General features: G+C 64.7%; 19 protein-coding genes and 1 pseudogene. 3 read left to right on the top strand and 17 right to left on the bottom strand.

The window, feature by feature from the left end; genetic code table 11:
• Positions 1 to 61 precede the first annotated feature (61 nt).
• Positions 62 to 712, bottom strand: a complete 651-nt coding sequence (locus V5279_RS21825) for a protein-L-isoaspartate(D-aspartate) O-methyltransferase (RefSeq protein ID WP_338700873.1) — start codon at positions 710 to 712, stop codon at positions 62 to 64.
• Positions 713 to 1,072: 360 nt separating this feature from the next.
• Between V5279_RS21825 and V5279_RS21820 the strand changes: the two genes are divergently transcribed.
• Entirely contained in the window at positions 1,073 to 1,450 is a 378-nt protein-coding gene (locus V5279_RS21820) for a response regulator (protein ID WP_029082686.1), read from the top strand.
• Positions 1,451 to 1,582: 132 nt separating this feature from the next.
• Here V5279_RS21820 and surE read toward each other — a convergent pair whose 3' ends face one another.
• The 12 genes and pseudogenes from surE to V5279_RS21760 all read right to left on the bottom strand — a co-directional run bounded on the left by surE (position 1,583) and on the right by V5279_RS21760 (position 14,365).
• Complete coding sequence (gene surE / locus V5279_RS21815) at positions 1,583 to 2,350, bottom strand: 5'/3'-nucleotidase SurE (protein ID WP_338700870.1); 768 nt, start codon at positions 2,348 to 2,350, stop codon at positions 1,583 to 1,585.
• Between the two features lie 94 nt (positions 2,351 to 2,444).
• Positions 2,445 to 3,536, bottom strand: coding sequence for a hypothetical protein (locus V5279_RS21810; RefSeq protein ID WP_338700869.1), 1,092 nt, complete (start codon positions 3,534 to 3,536; stop codon positions 2,445 to 2,447).
• A gap of 13 nt (positions 3,537 to 3,549) precedes the next feature.
• Entirely contained in the window at positions 3,550 to 4,881 is a 1,332-nt protein-coding gene (gene serS / locus V5279_RS21805) for a serine--tRNA ligase (RefSeq protein ID WP_338700868.1), read from the bottom strand.
• A 197-nt stretch (positions 4,882 to 5,078) separates the two neighbouring features.
• Positions 5,079 to 5,885, bottom strand: a complete 807-nt coding sequence (tatC, locus tag V5279_RS21800; RefSeq protein ID WP_338700867.1) for a twin-arginine translocase subunit TatC — start codon at positions 5,883 to 5,885, stop codon at positions 5,079 to 5,081.
• Complete coding sequence (gene tatB / locus V5279_RS21795) at positions 5,882 to 6,406, bottom strand: Sec-independent protein translocase protein TatB (RefSeq protein WP_338700866.1); 525 nt, start codon at positions 6,404 to 6,406, stop codon at positions 5,882 to 5,884. Before tatB ends, tatC begins: the two co-directional genes overlap by 4 nt.
• A 159-nt stretch (positions 6,407 to 6,565) precedes the next feature.
• Positions 6,566 to 6,799: a twin-arginine translocase TatA/TatE family subunit gene (locus V5279_RS21790; RefSeq protein WP_028332136.1), complete on the bottom strand. Its 234-nt coding sequence runs from the start codon at positions 6,797 to 6,799 to the stop codon at positions 6,566 to 6,568.
• Between the two features lie 280 nt (positions 6,800 to 7,079).
• Positions 7,080 to 7,835: pseudogene (scpB, locus tag V5279_RS21785) on the bottom strand (SMC-Scp complex subunit ScpB); the annotation flags it as partial.
• 22 nt (positions 7,836 to 7,857) lie between these two features.
• A complete protein-coding gene (locus V5279_RS21780; protein WP_166295843.1) occupies positions 7,858 to 8,679 on the bottom strand; it encodes a segregation and condensation protein A in 822 nt (273 codons plus the stop codon).
• On the bottom strand, positions 8,676 to 9,698 hold the full coding sequence (gene nagZ / locus V5279_RS21775) for a beta-N-acetylhexosaminidase (RefSeq protein ID WP_338700859.1): 1,023 nt from the start codon (positions 9,696 to 9,698) through the stop codon (positions 8,676 to 8,678). Before nagZ ends, V5279_RS21780 begins: the two co-directional genes overlap by 4 nt.
• A gap of 46 nt (positions 9,699 to 9,744) precedes the next feature.
• Entirely contained in the window at positions 9,745 to 11,232 is a 1,488-nt protein-coding gene (locus V5279_RS21770; protein WP_338700857.1) for an SPOR domain-containing protein, read from the bottom strand.
• A 118-nt stretch (positions 11,233 to 11,350) separates the two neighbouring features.
• A complete protein-coding gene (gene argS / locus V5279_RS21765; protein WP_166295852.1) occupies positions 11,351 to 13,147 on the bottom strand; it encodes an arginine--tRNA ligase in 1,797 nt (598 codons plus the stop codon).
• Positions 13,148 to 13,156: 9 nt separating this feature from the next.
• The gene (locus V5279_RS21760) at positions 13,157 to 14,365 is read right to left on the bottom strand and encodes a deoxyguanosinetriphosphate triphosphohydrolase (RefSeq protein WP_338700854.1); all 1,209 of its coding nucleotides are present in this window, start codon (positions 14,363 to 14,365) and stop codon (positions 13,157 to 13,159) included.
• Between the two features lie 137 nt (positions 14,366 to 14,502).
• Here V5279_RS21760 and erpA point away from each other — a divergent pair, with 137 nt between their 5' ends.
• Positions 14,503 to 14,832, top strand: coding sequence for an iron-sulfur cluster insertion protein ErpA (gene erpA / locus V5279_RS21755; RefSeq protein ID WP_166205185.1), 330 nt, complete (start codon positions 14,503 to 14,505; stop codon positions 14,830 to 14,832).
• Positions 14,833 to 14,888: 56 nt separating this feature from the next.
• On the opposite strand, the gene V5279_RS21750 is transcribed toward erpA, so the two are convergent.
• Together V5279_RS21750 and V5279_RS21745 are read right to left on the bottom strand one after the other, a co-directional pair.
• On the bottom strand, positions 14,889 to 18,014 hold the full coding sequence (locus V5279_RS21750) for an efflux RND transporter permease subunit (RefSeq protein ID WP_338700851.1): 3,126 nt from the start codon (positions 18,012 to 18,014) through the stop codon (positions 14,889 to 14,891).
• A gap of 3 nt (positions 18,015 to 18,017) precedes the next feature.
• Positions 18,018 to 19,151 (bottom strand): efflux RND transporter periplasmic adaptor subunit, encoded by a 1,134-nt coding sequence (locus tag V5279_RS21745; protein WP_338700849.1) that lies wholly within the window; start codon positions 19,149 to 19,151, stop codon positions 18,018 to 18,020.
• Between the two features lie 162 nt (positions 19,152 to 19,313).
• On the opposite strand from V5279_RS21745, the gene xth reads away from it, so the two are divergent.
• A complete protein-coding gene (gene xth / locus V5279_RS21740; RefSeq protein WP_166205193.1) occupies positions 19,314 to 20,105 on the top strand; it encodes an exodeoxyribonuclease III in 792 nt (263 codons plus the stop codon).
• Positions 20,106 to 20,144: 39 nt separating this feature from the next.
• Here the strand turns inward: xth and V5279_RS21735 are convergent, their stop codons facing one another.
• Both V5279_RS21735 and ilvD read right to left on the bottom strand, forming a co-directional pair.
• Positions 20,145 to 20,981 carry a tetratricopeptide repeat protein gene (locus V5279_RS21735; RefSeq protein ID WP_338700845.1) on the bottom strand — a complete coding sequence of 279 codons (837 nt, stop codon included), beginning with the start codon at positions 20,979 to 20,981 and terminating at the stop codon, positions 20,145 to 20,147.
• Positions 20,968 to 22,692: a dihydroxy-acid dehydratase gene (ilvD, locus tag V5279_RS21730; protein ID WP_338700843.1), complete on the bottom strand. Its 1,725-nt coding sequence runs from the start codon at positions 22,690 to 22,692 to the stop codon at positions 20,968 to 20,970. The genes V5279_RS21735 and ilvD overlap by 14 nt, the downstream gene beginning before the upstream one ends.
• Between the last annotated feature and the right edge of the window lie 959 nt (positions 22,693 to 23,651).

The raw sequence follows: 23,651 nt of genomic DNA, 5'->3' as shown, positions 1-23,651 counted from the left end.
GAGTAAATAACCGCTTAACCCTGCGAATAAGGCGTTGGCACCAAGCGGCAAATCGCGGAATTTACAATTCGCGCGCGATTCCCGGCAGCGCCGGCACAAAGCGGACGTCGACCAGCTCCTTGCGGTCGAAGCCGTTCTCCGTCCGCACCACGCGGACCAGGGTCTGGGTGCCCTGATGGGGCCCGACCGGGGCGATCAGGACGCCACCCGGCTCGAGCCGCTCCAAGAGCTTCTCCGGGATCTGCTCCATCGCCGCGGTGACGATGATGCGGTCGAAATCACCTGCTCCCGCCGGGACGTCGAAGCCGTCCCCGAGCAGCACCTCGATGTTGTAATAGCCGAGATTTTCGAGGCGCTTGCGGGCGCCGTCGGCCAGCGTCCGGTAGCGCTCGATGGTCAGCACCTGCTTGCACAGCCGGGACAGCACGGCCGCCTGGTAGCCCGAGCCGGTGCCGATCTCGAGCACGCGGTGGTCCTTCTGCAGCTGCAGCTGCTCGGTCATGTAGGCCACGACGAAGGGCTGGCTGATGGTCTGCCCGCAGGCGATCGCGAGCGCGCTGTCGCGATAGGCCTCGCTGCGATCGCGCGGATCGACGAACAGCTCGCGCGGCACCTCCTCCATGGTGCGGAGCACCGCCTGATCGCTCACGCCGCGCCGCCGCAGGGTGAGCTGAAACATCATCTTCTCGGTCGGATCTGACTTCACGGCCATGGTCGTCAGCGTCTCTGGGCAGCAGCGCGGAATCTTGCTCTGCTTGATGCCATTGAAATCCGAAATACCGCGTTAAGGAAAAATTTCCCGTTGCGTTTTGTTCCCCGTCAGGAACCAGCACCCTGATTTGGCGTTGGCACCATCCCATATAATCGGCAACGCCGCGCGGTTAACGCCCAGCTGCCGCCGACCGGGATATCTGGCCGTATCGCCACACCTCGCTGACTGCCGGGTAAAGCCTCAGCGGGGCGATGCGACGAACGGCGGTCGGCGCTGGAAAACGACCAAATCCCAAACGTTTGCGTTGCGCGCTGTAATGTTATTTGCGAGCCTATTTCAGGGACGAGCAAGGATTCCATCATGACAGCGATACGGCCGGCGGGCTGTTCAGTTTTCCTCGTGGAGGACGAGGTCATGATCCGGATGATGGTCGCCGACATGCTGGAGGAGCTCGGCCACACGGTCGCGGCCGAGGCCGGCGAAATCGGCGAGGCGGTCAGGCTTGCGCAATCCACCGAATTCGACCTCGCGATCCTCGACGTCAACGTCAATGGCAAGGTGATCACCCCGGTCGCCGAGCTGATCAACGCCCGCAACCGCCCCTTCATCTTCGCGACCGGCTACGGCTCGTCCGGCCTGCCTCCGGAGTATCGCGACCGGCCGGCGCTGCAAAAGCCCTTCCAGCTGGAAACGCTGGCCCAGGTGATATCAAGCGCGATGAAGAGCGCGCCGGTCTAAGGGGCACGTCACTGCGTAGCCGGATGAGCCAACGGGTCGCGCGAACGCGCGACCAATGACAGGCTCCGGGACATCCGGGATTCATTGCTCAGACCGTCCCGGACATCGCTTCGCTCATCCGGGCTAAAAAAGTTACTTCAGCGTCGCGGCCAGCGTTTCCGAAAATGCTTCATCGGTGCGGTCGAGCCGCAGCGGCGTCACCGAGACGTAGCGCGCCGCAAGCGCGGCGAGATCGGTGCCTTCGGCCGGCGTATCCATCATCGCCGCGCGCTCGAAGCCGATCCAGAAATACGGATTGCCGCGTCCGTCGTGACGGCGATCGATCTTCAGGAACCCCTGATTGCGCTTGCCCTGCCGTGTGATCCTGATGCCCTTGACGTCATCGGGCATGCAGGACGGGAAGTTGACGTTGACGACGGTGTTCCTGGGAACGCCTGCGGCGATGACGTTGCGGATGATGTCGGGTCCGAATTTCAGCGCGGTCTCCCACAGCGGCGCGTTGCGCGTCTCGATCGAAAACTCCTGCGACAACGCGAATGACGGAAAGCCCAGGATGGTGCCTTCCAGTGCGCCGGCGATGGTGCCGGAATAGACCACGTCCTCGGCGACGTTGCGGCCCTTGTTGACGCCGCTCAGCACGAGATCGGGCAGCTTGTCACCGAGAATGTGGCGCGCGCCCATGATGACGCAATCGGTCGGCGTGCCGCGCACCGCGAAGTGACGCGGGCTGACTTCGCGCAGCCGCAGCGGATCGTTGAGCGACAGCGAATGCGAGACGCCGGACTGATCGAGCTCGGGGGCAACGATCCAGACGTCATCGGACAAGGAGCGCGCGATCTGCTCGACGACCTGCAGGCCGGGAGCGTGGATGCCGTCGTCATTGGTGCAGAGAATTCGCATCCGTCAAAGTGCCCTTTGTTCCGATTCGACGCGGGTTTCTTGAGTTGCAGTTTCCTGAGTTGCAGTTCCTTGAGTTAATTGCCGTCTTAACCGGCTAGGGCCGCGGAGGCAAACCCGCCGAAGGCCCGTGCCATTGCGCCGACGTCACCCGCCAGGGACGCACAAATCTGCCGGTCGCGGCGATCTTGCCGTCGAACGCCGGCCAAGCAGGTTTGGCTCGCGGCCGCACGACCACGGGCCGGCGCACGTCGGGCTTGGCAGTTTCGGCGTTGAGAGGCTCAGACTTGAGATGCTCTGGCTTCGGATACTCAGGCTTCGGGCCCTCGCGTTCGGCAGACGCAGGCTCGTCGAGCTCGGGCTTGGCGACTTGAGCTATGGCAGGTTCAACCCCAGGTGCTTCGGAGCTGGGCTGCCCAGGGGCGACCGGCGCTGTTTGGCGAGGCTCCGGCTTGGGAGCGCTCGGAGGCTCCGATTTCAGAAGCTCGGACCTACTAGCTTCGGACTTGCCAGCTTCGGACTTGCCGGGCGCAGGTCTGGGAGGCTCGGGCTTGAGAACCACGGGTTCGGCAGGCAGAGCCTGCGGAGGTTCAAGCGTCCGGGCAGGCCCGGGTGGCTCCGGGGGCGCAGTTCGGCGAAGCACGAGCTTGGGAAGCTCTGGCTTGGGAAGCTCGGATTTGGGAGGCTCTGATTTGGCAGGCTCTGACTTGCTCGCTTCAACCTGGCGAAGCTCAATCCGAGGCGTTTCGGGTTCGGGCGGTTCGGGTTCGGGCGGAGCCGGTGCGGGTGCCTCGGCCGGTTTTGCGACCGGCGCTGGTGCAGCCGATCTTGATTTCAGCCTGGCCAGCAGCTCCTCGATCGAGGGCACCGATGACGGTTCAAGCGGAGCACGCGGCGCGGCCGGCGGCGGCGTCCGGACCGGTGGCGGCGGTGGCGCAATCGCCGCTGATGGCGAAAAATCGGCCGGCGCCAGGTGGGCGAACCTGGCGCGTGCGAGCTCCAGCGCGTTGTCGAAGTCAGGCCGGTCGATCCAGGCCTTCGATTGCACCTCGGTCACGCGCGCCTCCCACAGGCGCGCGGCCTCGATGTCATAATAGCCCATCTGCTTCTGATTGATCAGCTGCAGACCATGGCCCGTGACGGCCCATTGTCGACCAAGCCAGTGGATGTCACGGTGGAGCGGCATCACACTGGCCCTCGCCTCACATGCCGTGCTCGATGACCTTGAGCCCGCCCATATAGGGCTGCAGCACATCGGGCACCGCGATCGAACCGTCCTGCTGCTGATAGGTCTCCATCACCGCGATCAGGGCGCGCCCGACCGCCGTGCCGGAGCCGTTCAGCGTATGCACGAAGCGCGGCTTGCCGTCGGGGCCGCGATAGCGCGCGTCCATGCGGCGAGCCTGGAAATCGCCGCACACCGAGCAGCTCGAGATCTCGCGATAGGCGCCGCCGTCGCCCTGCCCGGGCATCCAGACCTCGATGTCGTAGGTCTTCTGCGCGGAGAAACCCATGTCGCCGGCGCACAGCGTCATCACGCGATAATGCAGGTCGAGTTTCTGCAGAACCTGCTCGGCGCAGGACAGCATGCGCTCGAGCTCGTCCTTGCTGGCCTCGGGCGTCGTGATCGACACCAGCTCGACCTTTGTGAATTGGTGCTGGCGGATCATGCCGCGCGTGTCGCGTCCCGCCGCGCCGGCTTCGGCGCGGAAACACGGCGTCAGCGCGGTGAGCCGCATCGGCAACTCTTTTTCATCGAGGATGGATTCGCGCGCGAGGTTGGTCAATGAGACTTCGGCGGTCGGAATCAGTCCGAGGCGCTCGCTGCGCAAATCGGCATTCGGCGTCGCGAGCAATTCACCCTTGATCGCCCAGAACTGGTCGTCCTCGAATTTCGGCAATTGCCCGGTGCCGAACATCACGGCGTCGCGCACCAGCAGCGGCGGATTGATTTCGGTGTAGCCATGCTCTCCCGTGTGCAGATCGAGCATGAACTGCCCGATCGCACGCTCGAGCCGCGCCAGCCCCCTCTTCAGCACGACGAAGCGCGCGCCGGACAGTTTCGCCGCCGCCTCGAAATCCATGTCGCCGAGCGCGGTGCCGAGATCGTCATGCAGCTTCGGCGCGAAGCCGTAGTCGCGCTTCTTGCCGAACACGTGGTGTTGGACGTTGCCGTGCTCGTCGGTGCCGTCCGGCACCTCGTCGAGCGGCAAATTGGGAATCGACGACAGCTCCTTCGTCAGCTCGTCGTCGAACGATTTCGCCGCCAGCTCGAGCTCCGGCATCGTGGTCTTGAGCTCCGCGACTTCGGCCATCAGCTTGGCCGCACGCGCCTCGTCCTTCGCCTTCTTGGCGTCGCCGATCTCTTTCGAGGCCGCATTGCGCCGCGCCTGAGCCTGCTCGGACGCCAGGATCGCGGCACGGCGCTTCTCGTCGATCGCCAGCAGCGACGGCGACAGCGCCCCAAGTCCGCGGCGCTTCAGGCCGGCGTCGAAGGCTGTCGGGTTGTCGCGGATCGCTTTGATGTCGTGCATGGTAGTCCTGATGGCGGGCTTGCAGATAACGTCGTACGTCAACGCTTGCGTTGCATGTTTCCACTACCACGACCGTCATTATCAGCGAAAGCGGGTGATCCAGTATTCCAGAGACGTCCGTCCGTGACGGAGGGGCCGCGGCGTACTGGATACCCCGCTTTCGCGGGGTATGACACCTGTTTCGGGGGAGACGGGCCCTACTCGGCCGGATTGGCCGCCGGCGGGACGCTGGACGAGGCTGCCTTGGTGGTGGCCTTCTTCTCCACGATCCGGACCGCGATGATGGCGCCCTCATAGAGCGCGAGCAGCGGGATCGCGAGCGAGGCCTGACTCAGCACGTCCGGCGGCGTCAGCACCGCGGCGATGATGAAGGCGATCACGATGAAGTAGCGCCGCTTCTCTCTCAGCATCTTCGAGGTGACGATGCCGATGCGGCCCAAGAGCGTCAGGATCACCGGCAGCTGGAAAGCGATGCCGAAGGCGAAGATCAGCGACATCATCAGCGACAGATACTCGCCGACCTTGGGCAGCAGCTGGATCTGCGCGGTCTCCGCGCTGCCGGCCTGCTGCATGCCGAGCGAGAACCGCACCAGCATCGGCAGCACGACGAAATAGACCAACATCGCGCCCATCACGAAGAACACCGGGGTCGCGATCAGATACGGCAGGAAGGCGTTGCGCTCGTGCCTGTAGAGGCCGGGCGCCACGAACATGTAGATCTGTCCGGCAACGATCGGGAACGAGATGAAGGCGGCGCCGAACATCGCGAGCTTCAACTGGGTGATGAAATATTCCAGCAGCTGCGTGTAGATGAATTTCGAATTCTCAGGCCCCGCCACCAGCACGAACGGCCAGACCAGCACGTTGTAGATCTGCTTGGCAAAGAAGAAGCAGATGATAAAGGCCACACCGAAGCCGAGCAGCGCCTTGATCAGCCGCGAGCGCAGCTCGATCAAATGATCCATCAAGGGGGCCTTGCTGGCCTCGATATCTTCTGCGCTCATGACGCCCTCGCGTCCTTGAGCACCTCAGGCTCCGCCGGCGTCACATCCTGCGACGGTGCCGGCTCGGGCTTCACCTCGCTGGTGATCGCAAGCGGCTCAGTTGTGGCAGCGTGCGTCTCAGCCTCGACGAAAGTCTCCGGCGTCGGCGCTGCGGGTGTTGTTGGCGTGACCGGTGCGTCGCTTGACGTCACGGGTGCATCAATCGCGGAGGCGACCTGCGCATCGACGGGCTTGTCGATCTGCAGCGCGTCGCTGACGTCCTTCTGCAGCGAGGTCATGATGTTGCCGCTGGTGATGCCGGTTGCGGCTTCCCTGACCTCGTCAAAGCTCTTCTTGATGTCGGCCATCTCGGCCTCGCGCATGGCTTCCTGGAACTGGCCCTGGAATTCCGAGGCCATCTTGCGGGCCTTGCCCATCCATTGCCCGACCATGCGCAGCACGCCCGGCAGTTCTTTCGGGCCGATGGCAATCAGCGCGACGACCGCGATGACGACCAGTTCACTCCACCCGATATCGAACATGAATTCTTCCGCCTAGCGCGCCGCGATCGGCCCCATCGGTCCTAACAGGATTTGGGGCCGCCGGCGCCTTTTCTCAATCGGCGTCAATAGCGCTTCCGAGCGACGGCGTCACCGTTTCGCGCAAAGATAAACGTCGAAATATGTGTCGGTACAGGCGCGTCAGACGGCCTTGCTGCCGACATCCTGGCGCGCGGCTGACGGCGCCGCATTGTGATCGATCGACTTGGTGGGCTCGGTCTTCTCGGCGACCTTGTCGTCGTCCTGCATGCCCTTCTTGAAGGCCTTGATCCCCTGGGCGACGTCACCCATCAGGTCCGAGATCTTGCCGCGCCCGAACAGCAGCAGGACCACTGCGATCACGACGATCCAGTGCCAAATGCTGAGTGAACCCATCCTGCAACCCTCCAGAAATGGCCGGCGGGCCGGCCTGAACTTTGCCGGAAGGTAGGCCCGCGGGGTGTCAAAAACAAGGACCTCGGCCGCGGCAAATCGCTGTCGCGGCTACGTAATATTGCTAGCCTTAACCGGGAATATTTGGCCGCTATTCGCCCCTGTCCTCGGGGTCGGCCTCGCCGCGCTCGTCGCCGCGGGAATCCGGTTCGTCGGCGTCGGCTTCGGCCGCTTCCGATTCGTCGGCAACGTCCGCTTCGATCTCGATTTCGGCCTCGACCGTCATTTCAGCCTCAGCCGACGCTTCGGTTGCAGTCTTCGGTTCCTCGGCCTCCGGCTCGACGGCCGGCGCCAGCAGCAGCTCCAGCGTATCGCCCGGCTCAAGCGGCTCCTCGTCTTCCCGCAGCGTCGCGTCGTCCGAGGGCGACGGAACGGAGAAGCCGGTCGGCAGGCGCGAGTCGAGCAGACCGGTGCCCTTCAGCTCCTCGAGCCCCGGCAGATCGCCGAGCGCTTCCAGGCTGAACTGCGACAGGAATCCGTCCGTGGTTCCAAAGGTCAGCGGACGGCCCGGCGTCTTGCGGCGGCCGCGCGGGCGGATCCAGCCGGTCTCCAGCAGCACGTCGATGGTTCCCTTCGACGTCACCACGCCGCGAATCTCTTCGATCTCGGCGCGGGTCACCGGCTGGTGATAGGCGACGATTGCCAGCACCTCGATCGCTGCACGCGACAGCTTGCGGGTCTCGGTGCTCTCGCGCGTCATCAGCCACGACAGATCGCCGGCGGTGCGGAACGTCCACTTGTTGGCGACACGAACCAGATTGACGCCGCGCGGCGCATATTCCGCCTGCAACTGTGCGAGCGCCACCTTGATATCGACGCCGTCGGGCATCCGCTTTGCGAGCGTCGCCTGATCGATCGGCTCGGCCGATGCGAACAACAGGGCTTCCAGGAGCCGCAATTCCTCAGGACGCGCCACCGGATCCATAGGAGAAACCTCCTCCTCGGGCTCTTCTCTGCGCACTTCCGCCAAGCTTGCCATGGGCCTGCTCTCCTTCTTCCACTTACTCAACCGACAGGTCCGGCGCGGCCATTGCGGCTTGCGCTGGACGCTTTCGGAAATAGATCGGCGCGAACGCCTGCTTCTGGTTGATCTCCATCTCGCCCTCGCGAACCAACTCGAGGGCGGCAGCGAAGCTCGATGCGAACACCGTCGCTCTCTGCTTGGGATCGGCGACGTAGTTCATCAGATACTCGTCGAGACAGCTCCAGTCCTCAGCGAGGCCGACCAGCCGTTCCAGCGAGGCGCGCGCTTCGGCGAGCGACCACACCGTCCGCTTGGCCAGATGCACCGAAGTCAGCACGCGCGACGCGCGCTGCGTGGCATAGGCCGACAGCAGGTCGTAGAGCGTCGCGGTGAACTTGGGATGCTTGATCTCGGCGATCGATTCCGGATTGCCGCGCGGAAAGATATCGCGCTGGAACTGCGGCCGGTTCATCAGCCGGTTTGCCGCCTCGCGGATCGCCTCCAGCCGGCGCAGCCGGTTGGCGAGCGCGGTCGCCATTTCCTCGGCGCTCGGCCCCTCCGCGCTCGGCGGTTCGGGCAGCAACAGCCGCGACTTCAGGAACGCAAGCCAGGCCGCCATCACCAGATAGTCGGCCGCGAGCTCGAGGCGGATCTTGCGCGCCGCCTCGATGAACGAAAGGTACTGGTCGGCAAGCGCAAGGATCGAAATCTTCGACAAATCGACCTTCTGCTGCCGCGCCAGCGTCAACAGCAGATCGAGCGGGCCCTCATAGCCCTCGACATCGACCACCAACGCCGGTTCGCCCTCGGCGAGGTCAGCCGGCCGCCCGGTCTCAAACGATAGAATTTCAGCGGTCATGCCGTCCCTACCCGATCCAACAACGCATCCAGTTCAGCCCGTGCCGCCTGCCGGTCGAGCGGCTGAGGCTGCTTCCGCGCCGCGAGCGTCGCCTCGGCGCGCTCAAGCGCCTTGCCGGTGAGTTCCGGCGACTCCCGCGCCACTTCGCGCATCTCGTCGATATTGCCGTTGCAGTGCAAAACCACGTCGCAACCGGCGCTGACGCTGGCGCGGGTCCGCTCGGCAATTGATCCGGCCAGCGCATTCATCGACACGTCATCACTCATCAACAAACCCTGGAACCCGATCAGGCCGCGAATCACCTGTTCGATGATTGTCGCAGAAGTCGTCGCCGGTTGGGCGGGGTCGAGCGCGCTAAACACAACATGTGCAGTCATGGCCATCGGCAGGTCCGCAAGCGGCTGGAACGCGGCAAAATCGCTCCGTTCCAGCTCACCTTTGGCGGTATCGACCGTCGGAAGCCGGAAATGGCTGTCCGCCGTGGCCCTGCCATGGCCGGGAATATGCTTGAGAACCGGCAGCACACCGCCCTGTTCCAACCCTTCCGTGACGGCACGAGCGATGGCCGCAACCTTGCCGGGCTCGGTTCCATAGGCCCGGTTGCCGATCACCGCGTCCGCCCCGGCCACGGGAACGTCGGCCAAAGGCAGGCAATCGACGGTGATTCCGAGGTCGATCAGGTCGGCTGCGATCAGCCGTGAGCTGAGCCTGGCCGCCGCAAGGCCGAGCTTCGGGTCGATGTCGTAGAGCGCCGAGAAGCTCGCGCCGGGCGGATAGACCGGCCAATGCGGCGGGCCGAGCCGCTGTACCCGGCCGCCTTCCTGGTCGATCAGGACCGGAGCATCGGCCTCACCGCCTGCAGACCTGAGTTCCGCAACAAGAGCGGCCACTTGGGCAGGACTCTCGATGTTGCGCTTGAACAGGATGAAGCCCCATGGCCGCTCGGCGCGAATGAATTCGCGTTCAGCGTCATTGAGGGTCAGCCCGGATACGCCCGTGATGAATGCGCGGTTCGTCATTCGGCCGATTAGGCCGTATGCAGCTCACGGGTCAAGGAAACGGACTTTAATTTCTTTGGATGAGGCACTGCGGCCCACCAGCCGACATCAGGCTCTTGCACACCTGGCTCGCCTCCTCCGAGGAGGCAAACGGGCCAGCGAAGGCGCGGTAATAGACGCCCTTCTCGCCGAGATCGACGCGTTTCACCACCAAAGGCTGCGAACCGAGCACGCTGCGATATTTGCCCTGCAGCGTCCGGTACGAAGACTGCGCGTCGGCCTCGTTCTTCTGCGACGACACCTGAACCAGATATCCACCACCACCGCCGACCGAGGCCGTCGAGGTCGATGCCACCCGGGTCGGAGGCGCGGTAGGCGCCGCCTCAGCCTGACCGGGTGCCAGCGACATCGGCGCGTTCACGCTGGCATTGGCCGCAGCCGGGTTGCCGCGTGACACCGGGGGCTTCGCAGCCGCCGGAGGCTTGGCCGGCACGGCCGCCGTGGCCTGCGTGCCATCAGGTCCATCGCCCTTGACCGCGAGGGTGCGGATCTTGCGCGGCTCGTTGTTCGGCAAGGTGCCGTTCGCATTGACCGGGGCCGGCGCGGGCGGCGTCGTCTGCACGCTCGCCGCCGGCGGCGGATTCGCATTGGCGTTCAGCGGCGGAAACACGACGCGCGGTCCGGCGGTCTTCGAGTTGACATCGACAGGGGCTTCTTCGCGCGAGACGATCTTCTCGGTGCCGTCCCCCGTTGCCATGCGGTCCGGCGTCTTGGCCGGCGCATCGGCCTGGGCCGGGATCACCTTGGTCGGCGTGTTGTCGGCCTTGATGATCGGCGGCTCACCGCTGCGGGGCGAGCCGACATAGTTGCGATAGCCGAGCGCAGCGCCGGTGCCGACCACCGCAAGCGCCACCACCGCTGCGACCGTGATCAGGCCGCTGCGCCGCTTGCGCGGCTCGGGTTCTTCCTCGTAGCCCTCATAGGCATAGGGATCGTCCGGATAGGCCGGGTCACGCTGGAGATCCTGTTGGCCGGCTTCCAGCTGGCCATAAAGCGCATCGTCATAGCGCGACGGATCGCCATTCTGACCGGCGCCCTGATAGTGCGGCTCTTCGTCAAATGTCTCGGGCTGCCGGGGGGTCTCGACTGGCCGATATTGCGCCACCGGCGCAGGCGCGGGCTGCGTCTGCTGAGCTGTGTAGCGGTGCAACGGATGGACCGGCTTCGGCTGGTCGTCCTGCTCAGGCTCGTCGTACTCGGCGTGCTGCTGCACGGGTGCCAGCTGCACAGGGGGCGGAACGACAGCCTCCTGCCGCGCGCGCTGCATCCAGGGCGGCGGGCCTGCGGGCGGCGCATCCTCGTCGTCCGCCTGCGGCTGATATTGCTGTGGTCGCACGTTGGCGCGCGACTGCAGCGGATGCGGTGGCGGCGGCTTGTTGGCGCTGCCGAACGGATCGGTCTGGCCGATCAGCCGGGCCAGTTCGGCGAGCGGATCGGCCTCGGCCCTCTGGGCCGTGTCGGCGGAAAAATTTCGGTCCTGATATCGATCAGCCATTGTGATGATGCATCCCCTCCGGGACAGCGCCAGGATCGCCGGCGCTGCTGGTCCGAACGAATTGGCCCCTGCCAGATGCCCTCACAAATCCCCACTCGTGAGGGCCAAATGCCCCTACCTACCGCATCTCGGTTGGAGCTTGGACGCCTAGAACAGCTAAGCCCGATGCCAGAACCGAGACGACGCCCTGAACCATTGCCAGTCGCGCCCTCGTGATCTCTGCATCATTATTGATAATGAAGCGTAAATAGGGCAAATCCCGCCCCTTGGTCCAGAGTGCATGAAATTCACTGGCTAAATCATAGAGATAAAAAGCGATTCGGTGCGGCTCATGTGCAATGGCCGCCGCCTCAATCATCCGTGGATAAAGCGCAAGACGCTTGAGCAGATCGAGTTCGGCCGGATCGGTCAGCCGCTCGACGGCGGCATTGCGCAGATAGGCCAGCCGCGCCTCGTCGGTCTCCGGCAGGTCTGGAACCGCCTCCTCCCGCGCATTGCGGAAGATCGAATGGCCCCGGGCGTGGCCGTACTGGACGTAGAAGACGGCATTGTCCTTTGACTGCTCGATCACCTTGGCAAGGTCGAAATCGAGCACCGCGTCGTTCTTGCGGAACAGCATCATGAACCGCACCGCGTCGGAGCCGACCTCGTCGACCACCTCACGCAGCGTCACGAACTCGCCGGAACGCTTCGACATCTTCACCGGCTCGCCGTCGCGCAGCAGCTTGACGAGCTGCACGATCTTGACGTCGAGCGCAGCCTTGCCCGCGGTCACCGCCTTCACCGCCGCCTGCATCCGCTTGATGTAGCCGCCGTGATCGGCACCGAACACGTCGATCAGATTGGTGAAGCCGCGCTCGAACTTGTAGCGGTGGTTAGCGATGTCGGATGCGAAATAAGTGTACGAACCGTCCGACTTGATCAGCGGACGATCGACGTCATCGCCATAGGCGGTGGCGCGGAACAGCGACTGCTCGCGGTCCTCGTAGTCCTCGACCGGCTTGCCCTTCGGCGGCGGCAGACGCCCCTCGTAGATGTCGCCCTTGGCGCGCAGGAAATCGATGGTCTCGGCGACCTTGTTATTGCCTGACGTGATCAGCGAGCGCTCCGAGAAGAACACGTCGTGATGGATGTTGAGCGCGGCAAGATCGCCCTTGATCATCTCCATCATCATGGCGATCGCCTTGTCGCGCACGATCGGCAGCCACGCGGCTTCCGGCAAGGTCAGGAGCTTGTCGCCATGCTCCTTCGCGAGCGCCTCGCCGACCGGCACGAGGTAATCGCCGGGATAGAGCCCTTCCGGGATCGCGCCGATGTCCTCGCCGAGCGCCTCGCGATAGCGCAGGAACGCCGAGCGCGCGAGCACGTCGACCTGGGCGCCGGCGTCGTTGATGTAATATTCGCGGCAGACGCCGAAGCCCGCGAATTGCAGCAGGCTGCACAGCGCGTCGCCGAACACGGCGCCGCGGCAATGGCCGACATGCATCGGCCCGGTCGGGTTGGCCGAGACGTATTCGACATTGACCTTCTCGTCCTTGCCGATGCCGCTGCGCCCATAGGCTGAACCTGCGGCCAGCACGGCACGCAGCGCGTCGGCCCAGACCTGCGGCTTCAAGGTCAGGTTGATGAAGCCGGGACCGGCGACATCGACTGAGGCCACCAGTGCGTCGGCGCGCAGCCGCTCGGCGATCTTGTCGGCGAGCTCGCGCGGCTTGGCCTTGGCATCCTTGGCGAGCACCATCGCGGCATTGGTCGCCATGTCGCCATGGCTGGCGTCGCGCGGCGGCTCCACCACGACGCGGGAGAGATCGATGCCGGCGGGCCAGCTATCCTCGGCTGCGACAGCGGCACAGATCGCGTGCACGCGCGTCAGAATGTCGGCAAAAAGGTGTGGTGAAGCAGTGATGTCGGCCATGGCAGGGCGCTAACGCAAATCCGGGGTCGAGTCAAAAAGCCTTTGGTGCTCGATCAGGGCGAAACGGTCGGTCATCCCGGCAATGAAATTGCCTATCCGCCTGTTCCGCGCACTCCCGGTCTCCTCGGCGCTGCCCTCGATCCATTCCGCCGGCAGGTCTTCAGGCGACTGCCGGTAGCGCTCGAAGAGATTGCGGACCACCTGCTCCGCTTCCCGCATCACAATCATCACCCGCTGGTGGCGATACATCCGCCGGTACAGGAACGCCTTGATCGCCGCCTCCTGCTCGGCCACCTCGGACGGAAATGCGATCAGCGGCGCAATGTGGTGGCGCACATCGTGGGCCGATTGCGGCCGGGCCGCCGCAAGGCGCCGGTTCGCCTCCGTGAAGACGGCATTGATGAAATGTGAGATCAGCTCGCGCACCAGTTCGGCGCCACGCCGGACCTCGTCGAGCCCGGGATAATGCCGGTCGATCTCGGCGATGATCTCGGCGGTCAGCGGCATCTCTTTGAGGTCGTCGACCGCGAACAGACCGGCGCGCAGACCATCGTCGATGTCGTGGGCATCATAGGCGATGTCGTCGGCGAAGGCAGCGATCTGCGCCTCCAGCGAAGCGTAGCTCCAGAGCTCGAGATCGTAGCTCCTGTTGTAGTCGGCGATCCCGACCGGAATGCCGCTCTCCAGGTAGCGGCCCGCCGGCGCACCGCTGCGTTCGGTCAGCGGCCCGTTGTGCTTGACGATCCCCTCGAGCGATTCCCAGGTCAGATTCAGCCCGCCGAACTCGGGATAGCGATGCTCCAGCGAGGTGACCACCCGCAGCGCCTGCGCATTGTGGTCGAAGCCGCCGTCATCCTTCAGGCACGCGTCGAGCGCCCGCTCCCCGGCATGCCCGAACGGCGGATGGCCGAGGTCATGCGCCAGCGCCAGCGTTTCGGTCAGATCCTCGTCGACCCCGAGCTGGCGGGCCAGCGCGCGGGCGATCTGCGCCACCTCCAGCGAATGGGTCAGCCTGGTGCGGTAATGATCGCCCTCGTGGAAGACGAAAACCTGGGTCTTGTGCTTGAGGCGGCGGAACGCGGTGGAATGGATCACCCGGTCGCAGTCGCGCCGGAACGGGCTCCGGGTCCGGCTCGGCGGCTCCGCGACCAGCCGGCCCCGGCTGCGATCGGGGTCGCAGGCATAGGGCGCGCGGGGGGCAGCCATTCCGACCGACACGGTATTTTAGTCCTTATCCATTTGATTCCATGGTCCGACGCACTTAACTATGCTTGAGGCGGCCGACCAAATGAATTGGGTATGACGCCGGGCATGATCCGATCAGACCATGCTCAAATAGGGTTTCGGAGACCGACATGACTGCTGCCATCACCGTCAGCGAACGGGCCGCCCGCAAGATCGGGCAGATCCTCAGCAAGGAAGGCGAAGGCGCCAAGCTGCGCATTTCGGTCGAGGGCGGCGGCTGCTCCGGTTTCCAGTACAAATTCGACGTCGAGCGCACCCAGGCCGATGACGACCTCGTGATCGAACGCGATAGCGCCGTGGTGCTGATCGATCCCGCCTCGGTCCCGTTCCTCGCGGGCTCGGAAGTCGACTTCGTCGACGACCTGATCGGCGCCTCGTTCCGCGTCGTCAATCCGAACGCCACCGCCTCCTGCGGCTGCGGCACCAGCTTCTCGGTCTAATCACCCGACGCTCTGACGCGTTTCCCCGACGCTAACCGGCTCGCCGGGGTGCGCGGCTATTCTGCCGCGACCTGCGGGCGCTCGACGTCGCCGCCCGCCTCCGCCTGCGGATCGAGCTTGCGCCGCAGCCGGCGGTCGATGCGGTCGAGGTAGATGTAGATGACAGGCGTGATGAACAGCGTCAGCAGCTGCGACACGCAGAGGCCGCCGACCACGGCGACGCCGAGCGGCTGACGCAGCTCTGCGCCGGCGCCGGCGCCGAGCGCGATCGGCAGCGTGCCGAAGATCGCCGCAAACGTCGTCATCATGATCGGGCGGAAGCGCAGCAGCGCCGCCTCGCGGATCGCGTGCTCGGCGCTCAAGCCGACGCGGCGGCGCTCCAGCGCGAAGTCAACCATCATGATCGCGTTCTTCTTGACGATGCCGACCAGCATCACGATGCCGATCATCGCGATCACCGACAGCTCCATGCCGAACATCATCAGCGTCAGGATCGCGCCGATGCCGGCCGACGGCAGGCCCGAGATGATCGTGATCGGATGGATGAAGCTCTCGTAGAGAATGCCCAGGATCACAAAGGCCGCGAACACCGCAGCGAGGATCAGGACGCCCTGCCCGCGCAGCGAATCCTGGAACACCTGCGCGGTGCCCGAGAAGCCGGTCGCGATCGTCGGCGGCAGGTTCGCGGTCTGCTCGAGCTCGGTGATCTTGTCGACCGCGTAGCCGAGCGAAGTGCCCGGTGCGAGGTTGAACGAAATTGTCACGGCCGGCTGCTGGCCCTGGTGGTTGATCTGCAGCGGCCCGACCGTCGGCACCAGCCTCGCCACCGCATCCAGCGGGATGGTCTGGCCGTTGCCAGTCTTCATGTAGAGTTTTGACAGATCGGACGGATCGACACGGAACTGCGGCTGCACCTCCAGGATGATCTGGTAGTCGTTCGACGGCATGTAGATGGTGCCGACCTGCCGCGCGCCGTAGGCGTTGTAGAGCTGGTTGCGGACCTGATCGACGGTGACGCCGTAGACCGCCGCCTTCTCGCGGTCGATGTCGACCGTCATCTGCGGGTTCTTGATGTAGAGGTCGGTGGTGACGTCGAGCAGGCCCGGAATCTTCTCGATCTTGTCGCGCATCTCGGGCGCCAGCCGGTATAGCGACTCGGTATCGCCGCTCTGCATCACATACTGATACTGGCTCTTGGAGATGCGGCCGCCGATATTGAGGTTCTGGACGCTCTGGAAGAACGCCTGCATGCCCGGGATCTCGCGCGCCTTCTGCCTGAGACGGCCGATCACGACAACGGCGTTGTCGCGGGTCTTCTGCGGCTTCAGCGCGATGAACAGCCGGCCGTAATTCGTGGTCGGGTTGGGACCGCCGGAGCCGACCGTGGAATTGATGTAGTCGATCGCCGGATCGGTCCGGAGCACCTCGACCAGCGCCTGCTGCCGCACCCTCATCGCCTCGAACGAGGTGTCGGTCGCAGCCTCCGTCACGCCGATCAGGAAGCCGGTGTCCTCCTGCGGGAAGAAGCCCTTCGGCACGATCATGTAGAGATAGACGGTGCCGCCAAGCGTCGCGAGCGTCACCACCAGCATCAGGGCCTTCTTGGCCAGCACCCAGTCCAGCGCCCATTCATAGGCGCGCAGCCAAGCCTCGAACATCGCCTCGAACGCCCGCAGCACGACGTTCGGCCGCTTGGTCGCGTCATGCGCGCGCAGCACGCGGGCGCACAGCATCGGCGTCAAGGTCAGCGAGACGAAGCCGGAGACGATGATCGCGACCGAGATCGTGACCGCGAATTCGCGGAACACGCGGCCGACGATGCCGCCCATCAGCAGCACCGGGATGAACACGGCGATCAGCGAGAAGGTGATCGAGATGATCGTGAAGCCGATCTCGCGGGCGCCCTTCAGCGCCGCCTCGAACGGCTTCATGCCGTGCTCTATATGGCGGACGATGTTCTCCAGCATGACGATAGCATCGTCGACCACGAAGCCGACCGACAGCGTCAGCGCCAGCAGCGTCATGTTGTTGATGGAGTAGTCCAGCGCGTACATCGCAGCGCAAGTGCCGAACAGCGAGATCGGCACCGCCAGCGCCGGGATGAAGGTGGCGGACGCCGAGCGCAGGAACAGGAAGATCACGAGGATCACCAGCGCGATCGCGATCAGCAGGGTCTCCTCGACGTCGCTGACCGCTTGGCGGATCGAGACCGAGCGGTCCATCATGACCTGCATGGTCACCGAGGGCGGGATGGCGGCGCGCAGCGCCGGCAGTTTGGCCAGCACGGCGTCGACAACGGCCACGGTGTTGGCGTCGGGCTGCTTCTGGATCGCGAGCACGATCGCCCGCTCGTCGTTCATCCAAGTTGCGATCTTGTCGTTCTCGACGCTGTCATAGACCTTGGCGATCTCGTCGAGCCGAACCGGCGAGCCGTTGCGCCAGGCCACGTAGATCTTGCGGTAGTCAGCCGCCTTGTCCATCTGGCCGGAGGCCTGCAGCGCAACATCCTGCTTGGGACCGTTCAGTGTGCCGACCGGCGTCGAGGAATTGGCGCGCGACACCGCGGCGCGGATATCCTCCATCGAGACGCCGCGGGCGGCCGCGGCCTCCGGATCTGCCTGGACGCGGATCGCAAATTTCTGCGTGCCGTAGATCAGGACCTGGGCGACGCCCGGCAGCTGCGACAGCGCCTGCCCGATCGTGATGTCGCCGTATTCATTGACGCTCGACAGCGGCAGCGTCGCCGACCCCAGCGAGACGAACAGCACCGGGAAGTCCGCCGGGTTCACCTTCCGGAAGCTCGGCGGGATCGTCATCTCGATCGGCAGCCGGCGCTGCGCGATGGTCAATGCCGTCTGCACATCGAGCGCGGCGGCGTCGATGTTGCGGTTGAGGTCGAACTGGATGGTGATGACGCTCGTACCCTGCGAGGAGTTCGAGTTCATCGAGGAGATGCCGGAAACGGTCGAGAGCTGGCGCTCGATGATGCCGGCGACCGAAGCGGCCATGGTGTCGGCGCTGGCGCCCGGCAAGGTGGCGGTGACGGCGATGGTCGGGAAGTCCACCTTTGGCAGCGCCGAGACCGGCAGCAGGCGGAAGCCGAACACGCCGAATGCGATGATCGACGCCGTGATCAGCGTCGTCATGACCGGGCGGCGGATGCAGAGCTCGGAGAGCGTCATCGGTCAGGCTCCGGCCTTGCGCGCCCGCTGCTCGACCCGCGATCCTTCCGAGAGCAAGAGCTGACCGTCGACGACGATGCTTTCATCGCCCGCCAGTCCGTCCGAGATCACCGAGCTGCCCTGGAAGGTGCGATCGACCTTGACCGGCTGGACCTTGGCGACGCCGTCCTTGACGACGAAGACGAAATTGCCGTTCTGGCTGCGCTGGACCGCGACCGTCGGCACCACGACGGCGTCCTCGCTGCGGATGATCAGCTTGGTCTGCACGATGGTGCCGGGCCACAGCGTCTCGCTCGCATTGTTCATGATGCCGCGCACGGTAACCATGCCGGTGGTCGCGTCGACGGCGTTCTCCACCATCGCGACCTTGCCGCTCTCGGAGCGCTGGTGGCCGGGAATGGTCGCGATCACCTTCGAATCGCCCTTCCCCATCGCGTCGCGCAGATCGACCAGCGCACGCTGCGGGATCGCGAAGGTCACATAGACCGGCGCCATCTGGTTGATGACGGCGAGCGGCTGGGTGTCGGCGGGGCGAACGAAGTTGCCGACCTTGACGTTGGCCGCGCTGATCCGGCCCGCGAACGGCGCGCGGATGACGGTGTAGCTCTTCTGGACGCGGAGATTTTCCAGCGCGAACTGGTCGGCTTTGATGGTGCCGATCAGCACGTCGGACTGGGTCTTGGCGTTGTCGAGATTGACCTGGGTGGTCGCGCCCTTGCCGACCAGTTCGGTGTAGCGGCGGAGGTCGCGCTGCGCGCCCTCGAACTGGGCCTGGTCGCGGGCCAGCACACCCACGGCCTGCTCGATCTGGGCGTCGATCTGGCGGGCATCGAGCATGAACAGCAGGTCGCCCTCATTGACCTTGGCGCCGTCCTCGAAATGCACCGAGACGATGGTGGTCTCCAGCCGCGACTTCAACGCCACGCTGGAGATCGGCGTGACGGTCCCGATGGCGTCGACGTCGACCGGCACCGATTTGCGTTCGGCCTTGGCGAGATCCACCGACACCACACGCGGCCGCGGGGTCCCTTGCGCGGTGGCGGCACCGCCAGCCATCCATGAAGCGCGGGTCATGTAAGCCGCCCCGGCCGCAATGCCGAGAATGGCGACAGTCAGAACCAAATTGCGTTTTTTCATATGTTTTACACGTGCGCCACAGGCCACCCTTGAAGGCCGGAACGCTTCGTCACTCCCACGTCGGCAATTGTTACGCCTTGTTTCCGGAGAGGGTTAGCACAGGCGGACCGCCCATGGTATGCCACCTAAGTAAAATCGTGCGGCTCAATCCCGGTCATTTGCATGCGCATCGCTACGTGGAACGTCAACTCGGTCCGGCAACGGATCGAGCTTCTGGTCAGTTGGTTGAAGGAGTGCTCCCCCGACATCGTCTGCCTGCAGGAGATCAAATGCGTCGACGACGCGTTTCCTCGGCTCGAGGTCGAGGCGCTCGGATATAACGTCGTCACCCACGGCCAGAAGACCTTCAACGGCGTCGCGCTGCTCTCCAAGCTGCCGTTCGACGAGACCAAATCGGGGCTGGCCGGCGACGACGAGGACGCCCATGCCCGCTTCCTCGAAGGCGTTGTCACGCTGAAGCAGGGCGTGGTGCGGGTCGCGTGCCTTTATCTGCCCAATGGCAATCCTGCGAATACCGACAAATATCCCTACAAGCTCAAATGGATGTCGCGGCTTCTTGAGTACACGCGGGAGCGGCTTAAGACCGAGGAGCCGCTGATCCTGGCCGGCGACTTCAACGTCATTCCGGCGGCCCGCGACGTCTACAATCCGGCCGCTTGGGCCGACGACGCGCTGTTCCGCCCCGCCACCCGCGAGGCCTTCCAGTCGCTGCTCGGCCTCGGTCTCACCGACGCGCTGCGGGCGGTCAATGACGAGCCCGGCCAGTACACCTTCTGGGACTACCAGGCCGGCGCCTGGCAGAAGAACTGGGGTCTGCGCATCGACCACCTCTTAATGTCGCCGCAGGCCAGCGACCGGCTGATCGACGTCGGCATCGACAGCTATGTCCGTGCCTGGGAGAAGCCGTCCGACCATGTCCCGGTCTGGGCCGATCTGGATTTCGAGACCGCCTGAGCGCGGCGGGCCGAGCCGGGAGATCAATCCCGGCGGCCTCTAATCGCGGCGGCCCTGCACCCAGTGCTCGAGCATCTGGAGCGCCATCGCGCGATCGTCCTCGGAGGCCTTGGCGATCGCCCGGTTGTAGCTTTCCTTGATCCAGGCCTCGTCAGGCGTGGCGCTGTCACGCGCCAGCGTCAGCCACATCAGGCCGCGTGCCCGCTGCGGCGGCAGCCGGTCGCCGTTGAACAGCATCGCGCCAAGCAGCGCCTGCGCCTGATGCTGGCCCTTCTGGGCGGCGAGCCCGAGCCAGCGCGCGCCATAGCGGAAATCGTCCCGCGAGGCGTCCGGCGTCTTCAGGTACAGCCGGGCAAGGTCGTACTGGGCGTCGGCATTGCCGAAATAGGATGCGGCATAGGAGAACATCTCCCGCGCCCGCTCGGTGTCCGCCTTCACCTTGGAATTGGGAATGCCGTTCAGATAGTAGCGGCCGAGCGCGACGAAGGCGTTGGCCACGATCGAGGCCTGCGGCGCCGACGGCGAGTCCTCGGCATGCGCATTGGCGATCCGGCTGAAATATTCGAAGGCGCGCATGTCGTCCTGGATGACGCCATCGCCCTCGGCGTACATCTTGCCGAGCTTCCACTGCGCCACGGGGTGGCCGCCCTCGGCCTGATACTGCAGCGTGCTGAAGGATGAGGTCGGCGAGGTCGCCGCCGGGGTCGCCGGGGTCGTGGCCCGCTTCAGCGCGCCGGCCGTCCCCGGCTGCGGGGAAACCACCGGAAGGACCGTATCCTGGGGATTGACCGGGGCACCGTCGAATCCGAATCCGGGGCCTGCCATCGGAATGGCCCCTAACGCCAACGCAACTATCGTACGCCTAAACGTCCGCATAACACTGTTTCTCGTACGCGCCACCCGGATGGGTGACTGCGCCATCCACCGCCGGCCCCACTTGCTCGGCGTACTTCCACAGCGCACCAGATGTATGGTTCGTCGCGCGAGGGGCCCATTTGGTCTTACGATTTGCGAGTTCGGCGTCGCTCAATTTTACGTTAAGGGTGCCGGCGACCGCATCGATCTCGATGATGTCACCGTCTTGCAACAACCCGATCGGCCCGCCGACGGCCGCTTCGGGTCCAATATGTCCGATGCAGAAGCCACGGGTGGCGCCGGAGAACCGGCCATCGGTGATCAGGGCAATCTTGCCGCCCATCCCCTGCCCGGTCAGCGCCGCGGTGGTCGCCAGCATCTCCCGCATGCCGGGACCGCCCTTCGGCCCCTCGTAGCGGATCACGATAACCTCGCCTTCCTTGTAGGTGCGCTTCTGCACCGCCTCGAAGGCGTCTTCCTCGCGGTCGAAGCATCGGGCCGGACCGGTGAACCTCAGGTTGGACATTCCCGCGACCTTCACGATCGCACCCTCCGGAGCGAGATTACCCTTCAGCCCGACAACGCCACCTGTCACGGTGATCGGATTGTCGGCGGGCCGCACCACGTCCTGGTGCGGATTCCATTTCACGCTTTTGAGGTTTTCGGCGATCGTTCGGCCAGTGACGGTGAGGCAATTCCCGTGCAGGTGGCCATTGTCGAGCAGCGTCTTCATCAGCAGCGGAATGCCACCTACTTCAAACATGTCTTTGGCAACATAACGGCCGCCCGGCTTCAAATCCGCGACGTAAGGAGTCTTTTTGAAGATTTCGGCAACGTCGAACAAATTGAATTTGATGCCGCACTCATGCGCGATCGCCGGCAGGTGCAGTGCAGCATTGGTCGAACCACCTGAGGCTGCAACCACAGCTGCAGCATTTTCAAGGGCTTCCCTGGTGACGATGTCGCGGGGCCGGATGTTTTTCTCGATCAGCTCCATCACCTTCTCGCCGGCGGCGGAGCAGAAGGCGTCGCGGATCTCGTAGGGCGCCGGAGCCCCGGCCGAATACGGCAACGCGAGGCCAATCGCCTCGGAGACGGTCGCCATGGTGTTGGCGGTGAACTGGGCGCCGCAGGCGCCGGCCGACGGGCACGCCACCCGCTCGATCTCGTCGAGGTCCTCGTCCGACATGGCGCCGACCGAGTGCTTGCCGACCGCCTCGAACATGTCCTGCACGGTCACCGGCTGCCCGCGGAAGTTGCCGGGCAGGATCGAGCCGCCATAGATGAAGATCGAGGGCACGTTGAGCCGGACCATCGCCATCATCATGCCCGGCAGCGACTTGTCGCAGCCGGCGAGCCCGACCAGCGCGTCATAGGAATGGCCGCGGACGGTCAGCTCAACCGAATCGGCGATGCATTCGCGCGACGGCAGCGACGAGCGCATGCCGTCATGGCCCATCGCGATGCCGTCGGTGACGGTGATGGTGCAGAACTCGCGCGGGGTGCCGCCGGCAGAGGCCACGCCCTTCTTCACCGCCTGCGCCTGGCGCATCAGTGAAATGTTGCAGGGAGCGGCTTCATTCCAACATGAAGCAACGCCGACAAAGGGTTGATGAATCTGGGCTGTCGTCAGTCCCATCGCGTAGAGATAGGAACGATGCGGCGCGCGCTGGGGCCCCTCCGTCACGTGACGGCTCGGCAGCCTGCCCTTGATGTTCGTCTTGGCGTCCATCCTGGCGTCCAATCGCGATCCTGTTTCCAGCGCTCTTTGCTTCATCAACGCCGGAACCCATCAAAAGTCCCGCCGTCGGAGCGCTGGCAATTCAGCTACGTGAATATCCTTTCATGTCGGGGTGTGGCTAAAAAGCGGCGCGACTACGGACCGGCTGTGTTTAGGGTTAAATGGTTAAGTACCGTGGCAGTTGCGCAACAATCGTGGCCCCCGGGCAACCATGTATTATCGATCCTTATGGGAGCCTGACGCGCGCCTGACGGAGCAGACGAGAGATTGCTGTCTCGCGACGAAAATCGTCCGAGTTGTTGCCTGGTCATCGCCCTCTCGTTGAACAGAGGGCGCAGGGAAAGCCGGGTGCCGATCGCACCCATGGGCCCCGAGCAAAAGGTAGAAAGCTCGGGGGTAGGACCACAGGTGTAACCGAAGCAATCCGGCTTTCCCTGCGCGATGGGCTACGGCTTACTTCGTGCTCTCCCCGGCGAGACTGGGCTTGCTTGTCACCGCCTTCGCATCACGCCTTCGCGTGTTGCGACGAGACACCTGCCGCTAGGGCGTCAGGACCACACGACTTCACCGTCCGCATTGCGTGCTCTCGTCAGTCACACGCTCCGCGTCCACCGCATCTCACACCGCGTTCGTGACGATCGCGAAGCGCCCCTCGATCGGGTGAGACGGGCGAACCATACACTGAGTTGCCATTCCGATAAACCGAAATATTTTCACGCGCGAGGATTGACAGGTTTTGCTGAGTTGCCCGTCGGGTTGTTTTGTCGCACCTCGTTCCGTCATTTCGGGCAGGCCCGCAGGGCCGCACCCAGGCGATCCGAGCGAATTCGATATCGTGGTGGCTCGTCACCCAACGGTGGGCGCCCGCTACAATGGGTCGTCCGTTCGCAACATGGCGACTGTTTTGCGGCCGCTTCGCACAGCCCAACGCAGCGGTTAACGAAACGATA

The sequence above is a fragment of the Bradyrhizobium sp. 26S5 genome (assembly GCF_036923295.1).
In the GTDB taxonomy this organism is placed as follows: domain Bacteria; phylum Pseudomonadota; class Alphaproteobacteria; order Rhizobiales; family Xanthobacteraceae; genus Bradyrhizobium; species Bradyrhizobium septentrionale.
This window is presented reverse-complemented; position numbering and strand designations above follow the sequence as displayed.

Coding starts and splice junctions, on each gene's coding strand:
- V5279_RS21825 (WP_338700873.1), bottom strand. CDS start 712: ATGGCCGTGAAGTCAGATCCGACCGAGAAGATGATGTTTCAGCTCACC.
- V5279_RS21820 (WP_029082686.1), top strand. CDS start 1,073: ATGACAGCGATACGGCCGGCGGGCTGTTCAGTTTTCCTCGTGGAGGAC.
- surE (WP_338700870.1), bottom strand. CDS start 2,350: ATGCGAATTCTCTGCACCAATGACGACGGCATCCACGCTCCCGGCCTG.
- serS (WP_338700868.1), bottom strand. CDS start 4,881: ATGCACGACATCAAAGCGATCCGCGACAACCCGACAGCCTTCGACGCC.
- tatC (WP_338700867.1), bottom strand. CDS start 5,885: ATGAGCGCAGAAGATATCGAGGCCAGCAAGGCCCCCTTGATGGATCAT.
- tatB (WP_338700866.1), bottom strand. CDS start 6,406: ATGTTCGATATCGGGTGGAGTGAACTGGTCGTCATCGCGGTCGTCGCG.
- V5279_RS21790 (WP_028332136.1), bottom strand. CDS start 6,799: ATGGGTTCACTCAGCATTTGGCACTGGATCGTCGTGATCGCAGTGGTC.
- V5279_RS21780 (WP_166295843.1), bottom strand. CDS start 8,679: ATGACCGCTGAAATTCTATCGTTTGAGACCGGGCGGCCGGCTGACCTC.
- nagZ (WP_338700859.1), bottom strand. CDS start 9,698: ATGACGAACCGCGCATTCATCACGGGCGTATCCGGGCTGACCCTCAAT.
- V5279_RS21770 (WP_338700857.1), bottom strand. CDS start 11,232: ATGGCTGATCGATATCAGGACCGAAATTTTTCCGCCGACACGGCCCAG.
- argS (WP_166295852.1), bottom strand. CDS start 13,147: ATGGCCGACATCACTGCTTCACCACACCTTTTTGCCGACATTCTGACG.
- erpA (WP_166205185.1), top strand. CDS start 14,503: ATGACTGCTGCCATCACCGTCAGCGAACGGGCCGCCCGCAAGATCGGG.
- V5279_RS21750 (WP_338700851.1), bottom strand. CDS start 18,014: ATGACGCTCTCCGAGCTCTGCATCCGCCGCCCGGTCATGACGACGCTG.
- V5279_RS21745 (WP_338700849.1), bottom strand. CDS start 19,151: ATGAAAAAACGCAATTTGGTTCTGACTGTCGCCATTCTCGGCATTGCG.
- xth (WP_166205193.1), top strand. CDS start 19,314: ATGCGCATCGCTACGTGGAACGTCAACTCGGTCCGGCAACGGATCGAG.
- V5279_RS21735 (WP_338700845.1), bottom strand. CDS start 20,981: ATGCGGACGTTTAGGCGTACGATAGTTGCGTTGGCGTTAGGGGCCATT.
- ilvD (WP_338700843.1), bottom strand. CDS start 22,692: ATGGACGCCAAGACGAACATCAAGGGCAGGCTGCCGAGCCGTCACGTG.